Source organism: Aeromonas sp. 1HA1 (assembly GCF_029237385.1).
GTDB classification, from domain to species: domain Bacteria; phylum Pseudomonadota; class Gammaproteobacteria; order Enterobacterales; family Aeromonadaceae; genus Aeromonas; species Aeromonas popoffii.
Window position 1 is genome coordinate 26,688 of record NZ_JAACGC010000011.1, and the last position, 14,513, is coordinate 41,200.

16 protein-coding genes are annotated in these 14,513 nt (G+C 60.2%); 10 read left to right on the forward strand and 6 right to left on the reverse strand.

The features are described from left to right. The first annotated feature begins 188 nt into the window (after window positions 1-188). Window positions 189-1,493 (forward strand): FAD-binding oxidoreductase, encoded by a 1,305-nt coding sequence (locus tag GWQ22_RS05825; protein ID WP_275929731.1) that lies wholly within the window; start codon window positions 189-191, stop codon window positions 1,491-1,493. 51 nt (window positions 1,494-1,544) lie between these two features. Here GWQ22_RS05825 and GWQ22_RS05830 read toward each other — a convergent pair whose 3' ends face one another. The 3 genes from GWQ22_RS05830 to cutA all read right to left on the reverse strand — a co-directional run bounded on the left by GWQ22_RS05830 (window position 1,545) and on the right by cutA (window position 4,192). Then, window positions 1,545-1,958 (reverse strand): hypothetical protein, encoded by a 414-nt coding sequence (locus GWQ22_RS05830; RefSeq protein ID WP_275929732.1) that lies wholly within the window; start codon window positions 1,956-1,958, stop codon window positions 1,545-1,547. 126 nt (window positions 1,959-2,084) lie between these two features. After that, window positions 2,085-3,878, reverse strand: a complete 1,794-nt coding sequence (locus GWQ22_RS05835) for a protein-disulfide reductase DsbD (RefSeq protein WP_275929733.1) — start codon at window positions 3,876-3,878, stop codon at window positions 2,085-2,087. Further along, entirely contained in the window at window positions 3,875-4,192 is a 318-nt protein-coding gene (gene cutA / locus GWQ22_RS05840) for a divalent-cation tolerance protein CutA (RefSeq protein WP_042033792.1), read from the reverse strand. The genes GWQ22_RS05835 and cutA overlap by 4 nt, the downstream gene beginning before the upstream one ends. A gap of 193 nt (window positions 4,193-4,385) precedes the next feature. Between cutA and GWQ22_RS05845 the strand changes: the two genes are divergently transcribed. Further along, window positions 4,386-4,727, forward strand: coding sequence for a hypothetical protein (locus tag GWQ22_RS05845; protein WP_181364635.1), 342 nt, complete (start codon window positions 4,386-4,388; stop codon window positions 4,725-4,727). A gap of 95 nt (window positions 4,728-4,822) precedes the next feature. On the opposite strand, the gene GWQ22_RS05850 is transcribed toward GWQ22_RS05845, so the two are convergent. Next, a complete protein-coding gene (locus GWQ22_RS05850) occupies window positions 4,823-5,260 on the reverse strand; it encodes a PACE efflux transporter (protein ID WP_042033790.1) in 438 nt (145 codons plus the stop codon). 132 nt (window positions 5,261-5,392) lie between these two features. Between GWQ22_RS05850 and GWQ22_RS05855 the strand changes: the two genes are divergently transcribed. Continuing rightward, entirely contained in the window at window positions 5,393-6,274 is an 882-nt protein-coding gene (locus tag GWQ22_RS05855; RefSeq protein ID WP_275929734.1) for a LysR family transcriptional regulator, read from the forward strand. A gap of 6 nt (window positions 6,275-6,280) precedes the next feature. On the opposite strand, the gene ygfZ is transcribed toward GWQ22_RS05855, so the two are convergent. Further along, a complete protein-coding gene (gene ygfZ / locus GWQ22_RS05860; protein WP_275929735.1) occupies window positions 6,281-7,192 on the reverse strand; it encodes a tRNA-modifying protein YgfZ in 912 nt (303 codons plus the stop codon). A gap of 113 nt (window positions 7,193-7,305) precedes the next feature. On the opposite strand from ygfZ, the gene sdhE reads away from it, so the two are divergent. Both sdhE and GWQ22_RS05870 read left to right on the forward strand, forming a co-directional pair. Further along, the gene (gene sdhE / locus GWQ22_RS05865; RefSeq protein ID WP_042033786.1) at window positions 7,306-7,575 is read left to right on the forward strand and encodes an FAD assembly factor SdhE; all 270 of its coding nucleotides are present in this window, start codon (window positions 7,306-7,308) and stop codon (window positions 7,573-7,575) included. An 18-nt stretch (window positions 7,576-7,593) separates the two neighbouring features. After that, window positions 7,594-7,971, forward strand: coding sequence for a protein YgfX (locus GWQ22_RS05870; RefSeq protein ID WP_275929736.1), 378 nt, complete (start codon window positions 7,594-7,596; stop codon window positions 7,969-7,971). Between the two features lie 83 nt (window positions 7,972-8,054). Here GWQ22_RS05870 and nadB read toward each other — a convergent pair whose 3' ends face one another. Then, window positions 8,055-9,662: an L-aspartate oxidase gene (gene nadB, locus GWQ22_RS05875; RefSeq protein ID WP_042033783.1), complete on the reverse strand. Its 1,608-nt coding sequence runs from the start codon at window positions 9,660-9,662 to the stop codon at window positions 8,055-8,057. Between the two features lie 182 nt (window positions 9,663-9,844). On the opposite strand from nadB, the gene rpoE reads away from it, so the two are divergent. The 5 genes from rpoE to lepA all read left to right on the forward strand — a co-directional run bounded on the left by rpoE (window position 9,845) and on the right by lepA (window position 14,510). Further along, window positions 9,845-10,426: an RNA polymerase sigma factor RpoE gene (rpoE, locus tag GWQ22_RS05880; RefSeq protein ID WP_042033782.1), complete on the forward strand. Its 582-nt coding sequence runs from the start codon at window positions 9,845-9,847 to the stop codon at window positions 10,424-10,426. A 22-nt stretch (window positions 10,427-10,448) separates the two neighbouring features. Further along, a complete protein-coding gene (locus GWQ22_RS05885; RefSeq protein WP_108535565.1) occupies window positions 10,449-11,042 on the forward strand; it encodes an RseA family anti-sigma factor in 594 nt (197 codons plus the stop codon). A 21-nt stretch (window positions 11,043-11,063) separates the two neighbouring features. Next, entirely contained in the window at window positions 11,064-12,044 is a 981-nt protein-coding gene (locus GWQ22_RS05890; protein ID WP_042033779.1) for a MucB/RseB C-terminal domain-containing protein, read from the forward strand. Window positions 12,045-12,137: 93 nt separating this feature from the next. Further along, window positions 12,138-12,599 carry a SoxR reducing system RseC family protein gene (locus GWQ22_RS05895; RefSeq protein WP_042033778.1) on the forward strand — a complete coding sequence of 154 codons (462 nt, stop codon included), beginning with the start codon at window positions 12,138-12,140 and terminating at the stop codon, window positions 12,597-12,599. A 117-nt stretch (window positions 12,600-12,716) separates the two neighbouring features. Further along, window positions 12,717-14,510 carry a translation elongation factor 4 gene (gene lepA, locus GWQ22_RS05900; protein WP_042033777.1) on the forward strand — a complete coding sequence of 598 codons (1,794 nt, stop codon included), beginning with the start codon at window positions 12,717-12,719 and terminating at the stop codon, window positions 14,508-14,510. Window positions 14,511-14,513 lie beyond the last annotated feature (3 nt).

Genomic DNA, 14,513 nt, shown 5'->3' on the forward strand with positions numbered 1-14,513 from the left:
ACCTCCTTTCCTGTGTCTGTTGTATCTGGGGGAATGGGCCTCTCGATGGCCTTCCTCAAACCGAGAATGCAGTAAACGGTGTCCTTTGGTACGCCTTTTCCATTTCTGTGATCCACGGAGGCTAGATTGGGGGTAGGGGGCTGGGTATTATCGAGGGCAGGTCGGGCTACCAAGGCAGGATGCTGAGTATGCAGACAGGAAAGCACAACGGACATCAGGAACACGTGGCCTCCTATTACGCGGCCACCCGCAACGACAATCAACAGTGGCCCGAGCTCAGCGGTGAGCTCAATGCCGACGTCTGCATCATAGGTGGCGGCTTCACTGGCCTCAACACCGCCATCAACCTGGCACAGGCGGGCTACAAGGTGGTCCTGCTGGAGGCGAACCGCATCGGCTGGGGGGCGTCTGGCCGCAACGGTGGTCAGCTCATTCGTGGCATAGGCCACGACACCGGCCAGTTTGCCCGCTGGATCGGCGAGCAAGGGGTACGCGAGCTCGACCTGATGGGGCTGGAGGCGGTACAGCTGGTGCGAGAGCGCATCGAGCACTTCAACATCGACTGCGACCTCACCTGGGGCTACTGCGATCTGGCAACCCGCCAGCGTCATCTGGCCGGGTTTGAAGAGGAGGCGGCGCATCTGGCCGGCCTTGGCTATCAGCACGAGATCACGCTGGTGCCACGGGAGGAGATCCACACAGTGGTCGGGTCTGATCGCTATATCGGCGGCATGATCGACATGGGCTCTGGCCACCTGCATCCCCTCAATCTGGCGCTGGGTGAGGCGCGTGCCGCTGCCAGCCTCGGGGTCTCCCTGTTTGAACACTCCAGAGTGACCCATATCGACTACGGCAAACGGGTCGAGGTGACCACAGCTCACGGTCGGGTCACTGCCGATTATCTGGTTATCGGTTGCAACGCCTACCTCAATGACCTCAATCCCGAACTGGGGGGCCGGGTGCTGCCAGCCGGCTCCTATATTCTCGCCACTGAAGTGCTGGAAAAACGGCTGCGTCAGCGTCTGCTGCCGCAAAACATGGCGGTGTGTGATCAGAACGTGGCGCTCGACTACTATCGTCTCTCCGCCGACGGGCGCCTGCTGTTTGGCGGTGCTTGCAACTACTCAGGAAGGGATCCCAAGGATATCAAGGCGTTCATGTTGCCCAAGCTGCTGCGGGTCTTCCCCGAGCTGGCCGGTACCGCCATTGAGTTTCAATGGGGCGGCATGATCGGGATCGGCGCTAATCGGCTGCCGCAGATTGGCCGCTTGAAGGAATATCCCAACGTGCTCTACGCCCAGGCCTATTCTGGTCACGGTCTCAACGCCACCCACATGGCGGGCAAGCTGGTGGCCGAGGCGATCAAGGGTGAGAGCCGGGGTTTCGATCTCTTTGCCAGCGTGCCCCACATGACCTTCCCGGGCGGCCCGGCGCTGCGCTCCCCGCTGTTGGCACTGGGCATGTTGTGGCACCGGATGAAGGATCTGCTGTAAGGGGCGAGAAAAACAGCTTAAGAGACGCAGCCTTGGCCGGTGGATAGGTGTTTAGTGAGCGGGCTCAGCCAGGCGCCAGCCCAGTTCGGTTTTCATCATCCAGACGTCGGTCTGCTGGGGCAGTACCTGGCCCGCGTCGAACTCGCCGTATTTGCGCTCCAGCTCCATCAGCCCCATCTCCTGCTGGAAGGGGCCGACCCTGTCATAGACCAGGTCCTCGTCATGCTGCACCCGCAACTGATCCAGCCCTTGCTTGAAATGGAGCTGGTAGCTCACCTTGATCAGATAGACCCCCTCCATCCGCTCTTCTTTGCCGAGAATGGCAAAGTCACTGATCTCGAACAGATAGTCGTCTGTGTCAGACTGGAGTTTGGCGGTCACCTGGGTCTGGATCGCCTCTTCACCGGGACCTGCGTAACAACCAGATAGCCAGAGGGCCAGCAGGGGGATGAACCACTTTTTCATCAAAACTCCGGACGATGCGAGACGGGAAGGGGCAAATTTTGCCACGCTGCCGATCATATACAAGGGATTGCCAGAAAAATCAGCGGTTAACCGTTGGGCCCGGGCGTGAGGCCGGGCCAGCTGTTTTCAGCGCAACTTGTCGAGCTGACCCAAAAACTCGGCCGGCCCCATAAAGCCCGTCACCCGCTGACCGCTCACTTCGTTGCCAGCGCGATCGAAGAAGATCAGGGTCGGCAGCCCCAGCACGTTGAGGCCGTTGAGCAGTTCCACATCGGCATCGTCGTTGGCGGTGACGTCCGCCTGCAGCAGCACCATCTGGCCGAAGCGTTCGCGCACTGCCGGGTCGCTAAAGGTCTTGTGTTCGAACTCCTTGCAGGCCACGCACCAGTCGGCATAGAGGTCCAGCAGCACCGGCTTGCCGCGGGCGGCGGCCAGCTGCACCTTGAGATCATCCTGGGTCTTGATACGGATAAACTGGGGCGCCTGGGCCTCGGAGCTGGCCTTGACGCCGGGTTCGGGCAGCAGCAGGTCCTTGCCCACCACCACGGCACTGATCATCACTAGCAAGAGTACGAAGCCGCGCAGGCTGCGACCCACGGAGTGACTCTGATGCTGGTTGTGGTGATAGAGATAGCCGCACAGTAGCAATCCCCAGCCCAGCCATACCAGAGCGGCAATCTGATCGCTCCACAGCCGTGACAGCAGCAGTATGGGCACCGCCAGCAGCGCAAAGCCAAAGAGTTGTTTGATCATATCCATCCAGGCGCCGGCCTTGGGCAGCAGCTTGCCGCCCGAGGTGCCGAGCAGCAGCAGCGGCAGCCCCATCCCCAGCGACAGGGCATAGAGAGCCGCACCGCCGAGCCAGAGATCGCCGCTCTGGGCCACGTAGATCAGCGCCCCCGAGAGCGGCGCCGTGGTGCAAGGGGAGCAGACCAGGCCGGAGATCATCCCCATGATGCCGACCCCGGGTAGCGAGCCACCCTGCTGGCGGTTGGAGAGGCCGGACAGCCGGGTTTGCAGGCTGCTCGGCAGTTGCAGGGTGTAGAGCCCGAACATGGAGAGTGCCAGCAGCACGAACATGACGGAGAGCCCGATCAGCACATAGGGGTGCTGCAGCGCCGCCTGGAATTTCAAGCCCGCCGACGCTACCACCAGTCCGAGCAGGGTATAGGTCACCGCCATCCCTTGCACATAGACGAAGGAGAGCAGGAAGGCGCGGCGGGTGGAGAGACGATGACCCGCCCCGGCTATGATGCCGGTCAGTATGGGGTACATGGGGAAGACGCAGGGGGTGAAGGCAAGCCCCAGCCCCAGCGCGAAGAAGACGGCGATGCTGAGCCAGAATCCCTGGCTGCCGAGGGCGGCGGCCAGCTGATCCTGCTGGCTGCTGGCAGGGGGGCTGGCGGCTTCATCCATGCTGGTCTGCGCGACATCGTGGGTGCTGGCCACAAGGGGCTGCACCGCAATCTGCTTGTCGGTGGGCGGGTAGCAGAGACCGTCGGTGCAGCCCTGATAGCTGACGGTGAGGCTGGCTTGCTGGCCCGCCTCGGTCAGGGTGACGGGGATCTGCACCTCCCGGTAGTAGACCCGGGTCTTGCCGAAGAAGTCATCCTGATGCTCGGTCCCTGCGGGCAAGACGGGTTCGCTGAAGGCGAGGTTCTCGCCCTGGAAGCGGAAGCTGTGGCGGTAGAGGTAGTAGTCATCGGCGATGCGCAGGGTCAGCAGCAACTGGTTGCCCTGCTGTTCACTCTCGAGGACGAAGGCGTCGTCGGCTTTCAGAAACTTGGGCTGGGCGTTGGCCTCGATGCCGAGGGCGCTCAGCAGACTGTCACTGCCGGCCTGAACCGGCGTCGCACTCAGCGTGGACAGCAGCAGAGCAGAGAGCACAAGCAGGGGGGAGAGGAGGCGAGACAGTGTCATGAGGTTTCCTGTGTTAACCAGTCGAGATAGGGCTGATGGCCCTGGCTTGTCGGGAGTGCCAGGATCTCCGGCACCTCATAGGGGTGATGGCTGAGGATGCATAGGCGCAAGAGTTCGAACAGGGAGGCCCGCGACTTGATGATGAGCTGGATCTCCCGTGCCCGTTCTATCTTCCCCTGCCAGCGATAGACGGAGGTGAGACCGGGCAGCTGATTGATGCAGGCCGCCAGCCGCTGGTTCAGCAGGTGTTCGCTGATGAGGTCGGCACTGGCCTCATCCGGGCAGGTGCACAGCACCAGAATGGCATCTGTCATGGTGAAATTTCTCGTCTGTGCGGGGCGGTCAGGCGCCCGTAAACCAGTGGCTACTATACCTAGCGACGGGGCAAATAGCATCTGACGGCCTTTATCGGCTCGACATGCAAATAAGTGGGGGGCATGAGATAGACGCTGTCAAACGGACAGGGCAGAATGAGCGGGCTTGTTCCCATTCGACGTAAGGAAATGTATGACCCAACAGAATGAGCAGCAGAGAAACCGCATGTTGAGCCTGTTGCGCGAAGGTGAGCGCCGTATGTTGGTGCAACTGGCCGGTCTGCTGCGTACCAGTGCCGATGAAATCAATGCCGAACTGGAAAAAGAGGAGCTGCTGGCTGCCCTGGAGCAACCCGTCACGGTGGAGTATCTCAACGGCGTGGTGCAACACCATCTGTTCGAGCGTCTGCACAAGGGTGACATGGTGGCTGCCCAGCGCCTGCTGAACCAGTACCAGAGCGACCTTGAGGCCATGCTGACCCAGGAGTCGGCCGAGGCGGATGTCCCGACCGAAGCGCTGAAGGCGCAAGCCTGAGCGCTGCGGCAGGCCCGACTGGCTTGCCCTCCTCCAGCACCATCATGCCAGTCGCATGATGGTGCCTCGTTGTTCCTGCCCTGTTTTCCTGTCGCTTAACCCAGTGCGTTCTGCTGCACCTGACCCGGTATCGGGAACACCTTGTCATAGCTCCAGTTGTAGATGAAGGCGTAGACCAGGTAAAACAGCACGAAGCCCAGATCCAGCACCAGCGCTTCCAGCATACTGACGCTCAGCCACCAGGACATGACCGGCAGCGCGACGATCAGCAGACCGCCCTCAAAGCCGAAGGTGTGCAGCACCCGCTGCCACAGGGTCTTGTGGGTATGGCCCTGATACTTCAGCAACAGCTTGTCGACCCCGATGTTGTAGACGTAGTTCCAGACGGTGGCGAGCACCGAGAAGAACAATGCCAGCGGTCCCATATGGTGGAGTCCTACGCCAGTGATCCAGCTTGCCAGGGGGGCCGCGATCAGCAGACCAATCAGTTCAAAGCCAATGGCGTGGCGCAGGCGATCACGGGTATTACGCATGGTCTGTCTCTCTATCTGTTTCTGAGTGTCGATGGTGGCCAATTTATCGCGAATTTCTGATAGGTTCACGTTAGTATCTATCGTTAAAACAGATGGATTGGTGTGCGGTCAGGTCATGACAGGAGCAACTGGATGAACCCCTCGCTGGAACAACTCAAGGCGCTGCTGGCGGCGGCAGAGACGGGCTCCTTCTCGGCGGCGGCCCGCAAGCTGGGCAAGTCGCAGTCCGTGGTCAGCACCGCCATCGCCAACCTGGAGATAGATCTTGGGCTGGCGCTGTTTGATCGCTCGGCCCGCTATCCCGTGCTGACGGAGGCGGGCACCCGCATCCACCAGGAAGCCAGCATCTTGCTGGCCCAAAGCGAGCGATTGCAGGCGATTGCCGGGGAGCTGGCCGCAGGCATAGAGTCGCGGCTCACCCTGGCTATCGACGATGATTCCCACCTGCCCTGGCTCGGCTCTCTGTTGGAAGAGTTCGCCACCCGTTACCCGGGCGTTGAACTGGAGCTGCTGTTTCCCCTGATGGAGGATGTGACCGAGCTGCTCAAAAGCGGTCGGGCCCAGCTTGGCATCAGCTACCAGAAGGCACAGCCGGAGCGGGAGATAGCCTCCCGTTCGCTGGGATCCGTCGGCATGCCGCTGGTGGTCTCCCCGGATCATCCACTGGCCCACAGAACGCCGCTGCGAGAGAGCGATCTGCAAGGGGCCCGCCAGCTGATGGTGACGGGACGGCGGGAGGGCACAGAGCGCCACCGCTTCCGCCTCTCGGCGCAGGTGTGGTGGGTCGAGGGGGATCTCGGCATTCTGGAGCTGGTCAAGCTGGGGCTGGGGTGGGCGGCGATCCCCGATTTTCTGCTGCATCGGCCGCTGGCGCGGGGGGAGGTGGTGGTGCTCAACCCGGATTTTATCGCCAAGGCCGAACTGGAGCTGGAGTTGCAGTGGCATCGCGCCCGCCCGCTCGGGCAGGCGGGGCGCTGGCTCAAGGAGGCACTGCTGGCGCGGGTGCCTCGTTAGCCGACCTTACTCGGTCAGCGAGTAGGGCAGGGCTTGCAGAGCAAGGCTGGAGCCCTCTTGCTGCTTGAGACGGAACCGGGCATTGGCCTCTGTGTCTTTGGGCAGCACGGCCGTGATCAAGACATGGCCTGCCTGTTGCCAGACGTTGAGCACCATGCCGCTGCGCCGCCAGTTGTCACCGAGCTGGATCTCCAGGGCATCGCCACAGGCGACGGGCTCGCTGGCGGTGCCGGCCAGCACGAACAGGGCGCGGTTGTTGGCACCGCGATACTTGGCGCGGGCCACCGTCTCCTGCCCCATGTAGCAGCCCTTGGTAAAGCTGATCCCCTCCAGCGCCTGCAGATTCAGCATCTGGGGTATGTATTCCCCCTGATGTACCGCTTCCAGATGCGGGATACCAGCCTTGATATCCAGCCCCCACCAGAGTGATTCACGGCCGGCAGGCAGGTCCAGCGCCAACGGCTGATCGCTCACCAGCAGCCAGCGATCCGCTTCGATCTGCACCGCCATCCCATTGTCGATCAGGCCGGTTTTTGACGTGGCAAATCGGGCCGCCATCCACTCATCCGTGCCCTGGCCAGCCACACCGACCGCCTGACCATGGTTCTCGGCGAACTCTACCTTGGCAAACACCGCAAACTTCTTGAGCTCCGGCAATTGGCGGGCCAGCACAGAGGGTTTGGTCAGCAGCAGCAGGCGATCGCTCAGGCAGAGCAGACGAAAATCGCCCCACAGCTTGCCTTTGGCATCGCAGTGGCCGCCCAGCGTACTCTGGCCCGGTTGCAGGGCGTTGACGTCGCAGGTGACCTGGCCTTGCAGATATTTGACGCGATCCGCACCGGTCAGGCTGGTGATGGCCAGATCGGTCAGGGAGAAAAGGGTTGGCTCGGCAGGAAAAACAGGCGTTTGCAGGCTCACGATGGTATTCCAGAGACAGAAAGTATGTGACCTGCATGGTAAAGACGTAAGGAATGTTTGTCAGCCGGAAAATCCAGCTGTTACCATCCACAGGTCTTTGTAAGGAGAGTGCCATGTTGAGCCCAATTGAAAAATCCCGCCTGAAGTGGGCCTGCCGTCGTGGCATGCTCGAGCTGGATGTGATCTTTATGCCGTTCTTTGAACACGAGTTCGATAGCCTGAGCGATGAACAGCAGCAGACCTTCATTCGTTTGCTGGAGAGCGATGACCCGGACCTGTTCAAATGGTGCATGGGCCACGGTGTTCCGGCTGACCCCGCCTTTGCCGCCATGATCCCCCTGATCCTGGAGCGCAATCAGGCGCGCCACGACAGCTTGAGCTGATCCCCGATGCGGGTGGTCATGCCCGTCATTCTCTCCCGGCAGCAGCGTGTTCTGCTGCTGATCCTGTTTCTGCTGTTGTGGTGGCCTGTGGCCAGTCTGATCCATGGCTGGCAGTGGGCACTCTGGTTGCCCTGCTGGCTGACGGGGGGCTGGCTGGCCTGGCGCCTCTCCCGTCGCAATGCCGGTACGCTGGTGTGGGATGGGCAGTGGCTGGAGTGGCAGGGCAATAGCTACCAGCTGGGGACGCGCAGCCGCATCTTGCCCGGGGCACTCTGGCTGCAACTGGTGGCAAACGACAGGCCCGATGCGCGCCTCTGGCTTTTCTCCGATGCGCTCGCGCCGGAACACTATAGGGCGCTGTCCCGCGCCATCCGGCTAAGCCCGCCCGCCCGTTAATCGTACCGCCCGTTTTGACCCTTATCCCCCATAGCAAATGACCCCGCCGGGGCGAGGTCATTTGGGTGACGGCTAACGGGTGATTACTCCCGATCCGGCGTCAGTACCGTGGGTTTGGAGTCTGGCTGCATGTCTGGATAATCCAGGTTGTAGTGCAGGCCACGGGACTCCTTGCGCTGCAAGGCGCAGTTGACGATGAGCTCGGCCACTTGCAGCAGGTTGCGCAGCTCCAGCAAGTTGTTGGAGACCCGGAAGTTGGCGTAGTACTCCTGCACCTCCTGCTTGAGCAGATCAATGCGGCGTTTGGCGCGGGCCAGGCGTTTGTTGGTACGCACTATGCCTACATAGTCCCACATCATCAGCCGTAGCTCGTGCCAGTTGTGCTGGATAACGACCTGCTCGTCCGAGTTATCCACCTTGCTCTCATCCCAGGCGGGCAGATGGGGTGGTTCAATGCTCATTGGCAGCTTGGCCATGATGTCGGCCCCCGCCTGATGGGCATAGACCACGCACTCGAGCAGGGAGTTGGAGGCCATGCGGTTGGCGCCGTGCAGCCCTGTATAGGTGACTTCACCGATGGCATAGAGACCGGGAATGTCGGTCTGGCCATTATTGTCTATCATTACGCCGCCACAGGTGTAGTGAGCAGCCGGGACGATGGGCATCGGTTCTTTGGTGATGTCGATGCCGACTGCGAGGCAGCGTTCATGGATGGTCGGGAAGTGCTTGATGATGAAATCCGCCGGCTTGTGGCTGATGTCCAGATACATGCAGTCGGCACCAAGGCGTTTCATCTCGTGGTCGATGGCGCGGGCGACTATGTCCCGCGGGGCCAGCTCGGCTCGCTCGTCAAACTCCAGCATGAAGCGGCTACCGTCGGGACGGCGCAGATAGGCGCCTTCCCCGCGCAGGGCCTCGGTCAACAGGAAGTTGGGGTCATCGGGGTGGAACAGGCTGGTGGGGTGGAACTGGTTGAACTCCAGGTTCGCCACCCGGCAGCCGGCGCGCCATGCCATGGCGATACCGTCACCCGAACTCACGTCCGGGTTGGAGGTATATTGATATACCTTGGAGGCGCCGCCGGTGGCCAGCGCCACGAAGCGGGCGCGGATCACCTCGACCTGCTCTGCGTTGCGGTTCCAGACGTAGGCGCCCAGCACCTTGTTGCCCGGCAGACCCAGCTTGCGGGTGGTGATGAGGTCGACCGCGTTGAAACGCTCCATCAGCTGGATATTGGGGTGGGAGCGCACCTGATCGATCAGGGTGAGCTGCACCGCCTTGCCGGTGGCATCGGCCGCGTGGAAGATGCGGCGATGGCTGTGGCCCCCTTCGCGGGTCAGGTGATAGTGGGATTCACCCTCGGCGTCCTGCTCCTGATCGAAGGGAACGCCCTGTTGGATCAGCCACTGGATGGACTCGCGGGCGTGACGGGCGGTGAACTCCACCACGGCTGGGTCACACAACCCGGCCCCGGCGTTGAGCGTGTCGCTCACGTGGGATTCGATGCTGTCGGTTTCGTCGAAAACGGCAGCGATGCCTCCTTGCGCATACAAAGTGGCCCCCTCACTGATGGGACCCTTGCTCAGAACCAGGACTTTGGCCTGGTCTGCCAACCGCAACGCGAGGGATAGACCAGCGGCACCGCTGCCAATGATCAGTACATCGCAAAGGTATTCAATACTTGCTTTCATAAGTATCATTGGCTTGGATTAAGAACTGGCACCATGGTAGCCCAAGCGAGGGCAGTGATGCAGCCTGCGTCACATTTTTTTCAATGCAACCGAACTTTCCCTGATTCCTCCTGTCTGAACTTGTGCGCTTAGGAAGGGCCGGAAAAGAAAAACGATAACCTGATGGGGGTTTTACGGCTCTGATGAGCGACCAGAATCTACTGGACGAACAGCTGGTTGAACGGGTCCAGCGTGGCGATAAAAATGCATTCAACCTGTTGGTAAAAAAATACCAGCATAAAGTGGTCAACCTGGTTGCCAGGTATGTCAACAATCCGGGCGATGTGCCGGATGTGGCGCAGGAGGCATTTATCAAAGCCTACCGGGCGTTGCCGACATTCCGTGGCGAGAGCGCGTTTTACACCTGGTTGTACCGAATCGCCGTGAATACGGCCAAAAATTATCTGACCTCTCAGGGGCGCAGGCCGCCCAGCAGTGATGTAGAGGCGGACGAGGCAGAATACTATGGTGGTGGCGAAGCCTTGCAAGAGGTGGCAACACCGGAAAACCTGGCGCTGACCGACGAAATCAAGCGCACAGTGTTTTCCGCCATAGAAGCTTTGCCTGAAGACTTGAGGACAGCCATCACCCTTCGTGAACTCGAAGGGCTGAGCTATGAAGAGATTGCCGAAATCATGGATTGCCCTGTCGGTACGGTGAGATCCCGTATTTTCCGGGCGAGGGAAGCAATCGATAAAAAGCTGAAACCTCTGATCGAGAATTAACTGGGGAAAGACAGGTTAACTTATGGCAACTAAAGAGCAACTCTCGGCCCTGATGGATGGTGACTTGAGCGATGTTGAGGTTCTGAGCGAGCTGGAAATGGATCCGGCATTGCAAGATACCTGGTCTCGTTACCACTTGATCGGTGATGCCATGCGGGGGGACCTGCCGGTCAATCTGCAGCTGGATTTCAGTGACAGCATCATGGCTGCACTGGAAGACGAGCCCACCATATTGGCGCCCAAGCCGGTGGAGAGCAAGCCAACAGCATCGCAGGTTCACACCGCTGCCAAAGTGGTTCCGCTGTTTCGTCGGGTCGGTCAGCAGGTGGGGCAGTATGCCATCGCCGCGTCGGTCGCCGCCGCCGTCATCTTCGGGGTGCAGCAGTATCAGGGGCATGACGGCATGCCGACCAATCCTGTGCTCAACACTATTCCTGTCGGTGGCAGTGCCTCACCGGTTAGTGTGCACTACCCCCAGGATAGCAACCGGGCGACCTCCCGCCAGCAAGGGTTGAGTGAGCAACAGATGCAGGAGCAGCGTGAGCGCATCAATGCCTTCCTGCGTGACCATCAGTTGCAACAGCGTCTGCTGCAAGACAAGCAGATTCAGGAATAACGCATTTTTAGGGAGCAGATCGTGCGCCAGTCCAGCCGTATTTTGCTGGCCTCTCTCCTGCTGATATGTGCCAAGGCCTCGGCCGACGATAAGTCGGCCGAGGCCTTGTTGCAGCAGATGCAGAGTGCCGTCTCGCAACAGAATTTCGAATTATCCATGGTCAAAGCCCGTCAGGGGCGCCTCGAACCCATACGTTTCAGTCATGGGGTGATCGATGGCAAGGAGGTGGCTCACCTGAGCTATCTGGACGGCAAGACCATAGAGTACCTGCAGCGCCAGGACGAGTTCACCTTCTTTGAAAACAGCCACGAACCTTACACCCTCAAGGGCGCCCGCTTCCCTGGTGTTTGGGCCACTCTGGTGAAGATGCCGCTGCCCCGGGTGCTGGAAAGCTATGATCCCGTGCTGGCCGGCCGCAGCCGGGTAGCCGGTCTGGTGGCGCAGGTGGTCAGGCTGGTGCCCAAAGAGGCGGACAAGTATGGCTTCGTGCTCTGGGTCGATGAGCAGAGCCAGCTGTTGCTGCGGGTGGACATGGTGGATCGGGAAGGCAACCTGGTCGAGCAGGTGCTGGGCGTGGCTCTGGACAGGCAGAGTGCCCCTGCGCCCTGGCTGGTGAAGCTGGCGGGTAGCAAACTGCCCAAGGCGCTGGCGATGGAGGATGCCTACCCGGCGCCGCAGCAGACGCTGAACTGGCATCTCACCTGGTTACCGGATGGCTTCAAGGTATTGTCTCAGGACAGGCACCAGCTGGTGACCACCAGCTTGCCGGTAGATTACATGATGCTCTCCGATGGTCTGGTGGATCTTTCGGTCTATGTGGCCAGGGTCGATCCCAAGCAGGCGGTGCGCCAGCAGCTGATCCGCCAAGGGGCGACCTCGCTGGTGAGTTACGTCAACGACGTGGGGGTCGAGATCACGGTCGTGGGCGAAGTACCGGCCGAAACGGCGAAACGCATCGCTGAGTCGGTGCAACCTCTGGCCCGCAATGAGACGGTACAGTAGTCGTATTTGCACTCCCGCTTGCTCAAGCAGGGCTGCCATGTTCAGATTGGGTCAATCTGTCCCTTGTTATTGTGGAAACGGCTTGTGAGTGAAATGAGCGAAGAGCTGGCGACTGTGGTGGCCATTGATGGACAATATGCTTGGGTGGAGTGCGAACGGCGCTCCGCCTGCAGCGGTTGTCATCAACAGTCCAACTGCGGTACCGGCACGGTTGCCAAGGCGTTTCCGATGAAGCAGCAACGGCTGCGGGTTGTCCTTACCGCCGAGGTGAGCGTCGGCCAGCAAGTGAGGCTCGGCATTCCCCAGGCGAGTATCCTGCGGGGGGCCGCCTTGGTTTATGTATTGCCGCTGTTCTGTCTGCTGGCTGGCGCTCTGCTTGGTCAGCTCTGGTTGGCACCCTTGTTGGCGGGGGGGGAGGGGATCACCATCCTCAGCTGCTTGCTGGGGGGGCTCATCGGATTTTCACTGGTTCGTTACTTTTCCACGCGACTCGATCAGGGGGCATATGGCCCTCGCATGCTGGGTGTGGTACTCCATACCCGCAACCTCTCCTGACCGTGCAGGCCTGTATTTCTGGTGCTCCGTCGACTAAAGATTGGCCGTCGACCTGGTTATCCAGTAAAATCCTGCCTCCATATTCGGCCTAACCTAATTTTGAGTGATTCTTGCTCGATGAAACACATTCGTAACTTTTCGATTATTGCGCACATCGACCACGGTAAATCGACCCTGTCGGACCGTCTGATCCAGACTTGCGGTGGCCTGTCCTCCCGCGAGATGCAGGCTCAGGTGCTTGACTCCATGGACCTGGAGCGCGAGCGCGGCATTACCATCAAAGCACAGAGTGTGACCCTGAACTACCAGGCACAAGACGGTAACACCTACCAGCTGAACTTTATCGACACCCCGGGCCACGTAGATTTCTCCTACGAAGTCTCCCGCTCATTGGCGGCCTGTGAAGGGGCGCTGCTGGTGGTAGATGCCGGCCAGGGGGTTGAGGCACAGACTCTGGCCAACTGCTACACCGCCATGGAAATGGAGCTGGAAGTGGTGCCGGTGCTGAACAAGATTGATTTGCCGGCCGCAGAACCCGAGCGTGTTGCCGAGGAGATCGAAGACATCGTCGGCATCGACGCCATCGATGCGGTGCGCTGCTCCGCCAAGACTGGCCTGGGTGTTGATCTCGTGCTGGAAGAGATCGTAGCGCGTATCCCGCCACCGGAAGGTGATCCGGATGCCCCGCTGCAGGCGCTGATCATCGACTCCTGGTTCGACTCCTATCTGGGCGTCGTCTCTCTGGTGCGGATCAAGAACGGCTCCCTCAAGAAGAACGACAAGATCAAGGTGATGAGCACCGGTCAGGTGTGGGGTGTCGATCGTATCGGTATCTTTACGCCCAAGCAGGTGGATACTCAGGGCTTGGGCTGTGGCGAGGTAGGTTGGGTTGTCTGCGGCATCAAAGACATCCACGGTGCCCCTGTGGGCGATACCCTGACTCAAGCCAAGAACGGCGCCGAAAAAGCGCTGGCGGGTTTCAAGAAGGTGAAGCCGCAGGTGTATGCGGGTCTGTTCCCCATCTCCAGCGATGACTACGAGTCGTTCCGTGATGCCCTCGACAAACTGTCTCTGAACGATGCCTCCCTGTTCTTTGAACCTGAGAGTTCCACCGCGTTGGGCTTTGGTTTCCGTTGCGGCTTCCTCGGCATGCTGCACATGGAGATCATTCAGGAGCGTCTGGAGCGGGAATACGATCTGGATCTCATTACTACTGCGCCGACCGTGGTCTATGAGATTGAGCTGAACAATGGCGACACCATCCATATTGACAGCCCGTCCGCCATGCCTCCGGTCAACAACATCAAGGAGATGCGTGAGCCTATCGCCGAGTGCAACATTCTGTTGCCGCAGGAGTACATGGGCAACGTCATCACCCTCTGTATCGAGAAGCGTGGCGTGCAGACCAACATGGTCTATCACGGCAACCAGGTCGCACTGACGTATGAAATCCCGATGGCGGAAGTGGTGCTCGACTTCTTCGATCGCCTGAAATCCACCAGCCGTGGTTACGCCTCGCTGGATTATGGTTTCAAGCGTTTCGAAACCTCCGAGATGGTCCGTCTGGACATCATGATCAACGGTGAGCGCGTCGATGCCCTGGCCATCATCACCCACAAGGAGAACGCCCAGTATCGCGGTCGCCAGGTGGTGGAGAAGATGCGTGAGCTGATCCCGCGTCAGATGTTTGATATCGCCATTCAGGCTTCTATCGGCAACCAGATCATTGCCCGCAGCACGGTCAAGGCGCTGCGCAAGGACGTGACTGCCAAGTGCTACGGCGGTGACGTGAGCCGGAAGAAGAAGCTGCTGAACAAGCAGAAAGAAGGCAAGAAGCGGATGAAGTCCCTGGGCCGTGTCGACGTGCCGCAGGAGGCTTTCCTCGCAATTCTCCATGTAGGAAAGGATTAATCG

Bases quoted from the DNA above. Each gene is read 5' to 3' on its own strand.
- GWQ22_RS05870 (WP_275929736.1), top strand. From the start codon at position 7,594: ATGCCCGTCATTCTCTCCCGGCAGCAGCGTGTTCTGCTGCTGATCCTG.
- GWQ22_RS05825 (WP_275929731.1), top strand. From the start codon at position 189: ATGCAGACAGGAAAGCACAACGGACATCAGGAACACGTGGCCTCCTAT.
- GWQ22_RS05845 (WP_181364635.1), top strand. From the start codon at position 4,386: ATGACCCAACAGAATGAGCAGCAGAGAAACCGCATGTTGAGCCTGTTG.
- GWQ22_RS05850 (WP_042033790.1), bottom strand. From the start codon at position 5,260: ATGCGTAATACCCGTGATCGCCTGCGCCACGCCATTGGCTTTGAACTG.
- lepA (WP_042033777.1), top strand. From the start codon at position 12,717: ATGAAACACATTCGTAACTTTTCGATTATTGCGCACATCGACCACGGT.
- GWQ22_RS05885 (WP_108535565.1), top strand. From the start codon at position 10,449: ATGGCAACTAAAGAGCAACTCTCGGCCCTGATGGATGGTGACTTGAGC.
- GWQ22_RS05855 (WP_275929734.1), top strand. From the start codon at position 5,393: ATGAACCCCTCGCTGGAACAACTCAAGGCGCTGCTGGCGGCGGCAGAG.
- nadB (WP_042033783.1), bottom strand. From the start codon at position 9,662: ATGAAAGCAAGTATTGAATACCTTTGCGATGTACTGATCATTGGCAGC.
- GWQ22_RS05895 (WP_042033778.1), top strand. From the start codon at position 12,138: ATGAGCGAAGAGCTGGCGACTGTGGTGGCCATTGATGGACAATATGCT.
- cutA (WP_042033792.1), bottom strand. From the start codon at position 4,192: ATGACAGATGCCATTCTGGTGCTGTGCACCTGCCCGGATGAGGCCAGT.
- rpoE (WP_042033782.1), top strand. From the start codon at position 9,845: ATGAGCGACCAGAATCTACTGGACGAACAGCTGGTTGAACGGGTCCAG.
- sdhE (WP_042033786.1), top strand. From the start codon at position 7,306: ATGTTGAGCCCAATTGAAAAATCCCGCCTGAAGTGGGCCTGCCGTCGT.
- GWQ22_RS05835 (WP_275929733.1), bottom strand. From the start codon at position 3,878: ATGACACTGTCTCGCCTCCTCTCCCCCCTGCTTGTGCTCTCTGCTCTG.
- GWQ22_RS05830 (WP_275929732.1), bottom strand. From the start codon at position 1,958: ATGAAAAAGTGGTTCATCCCCCTGCTGGCCCTCTGGCTATCTGGTTGT.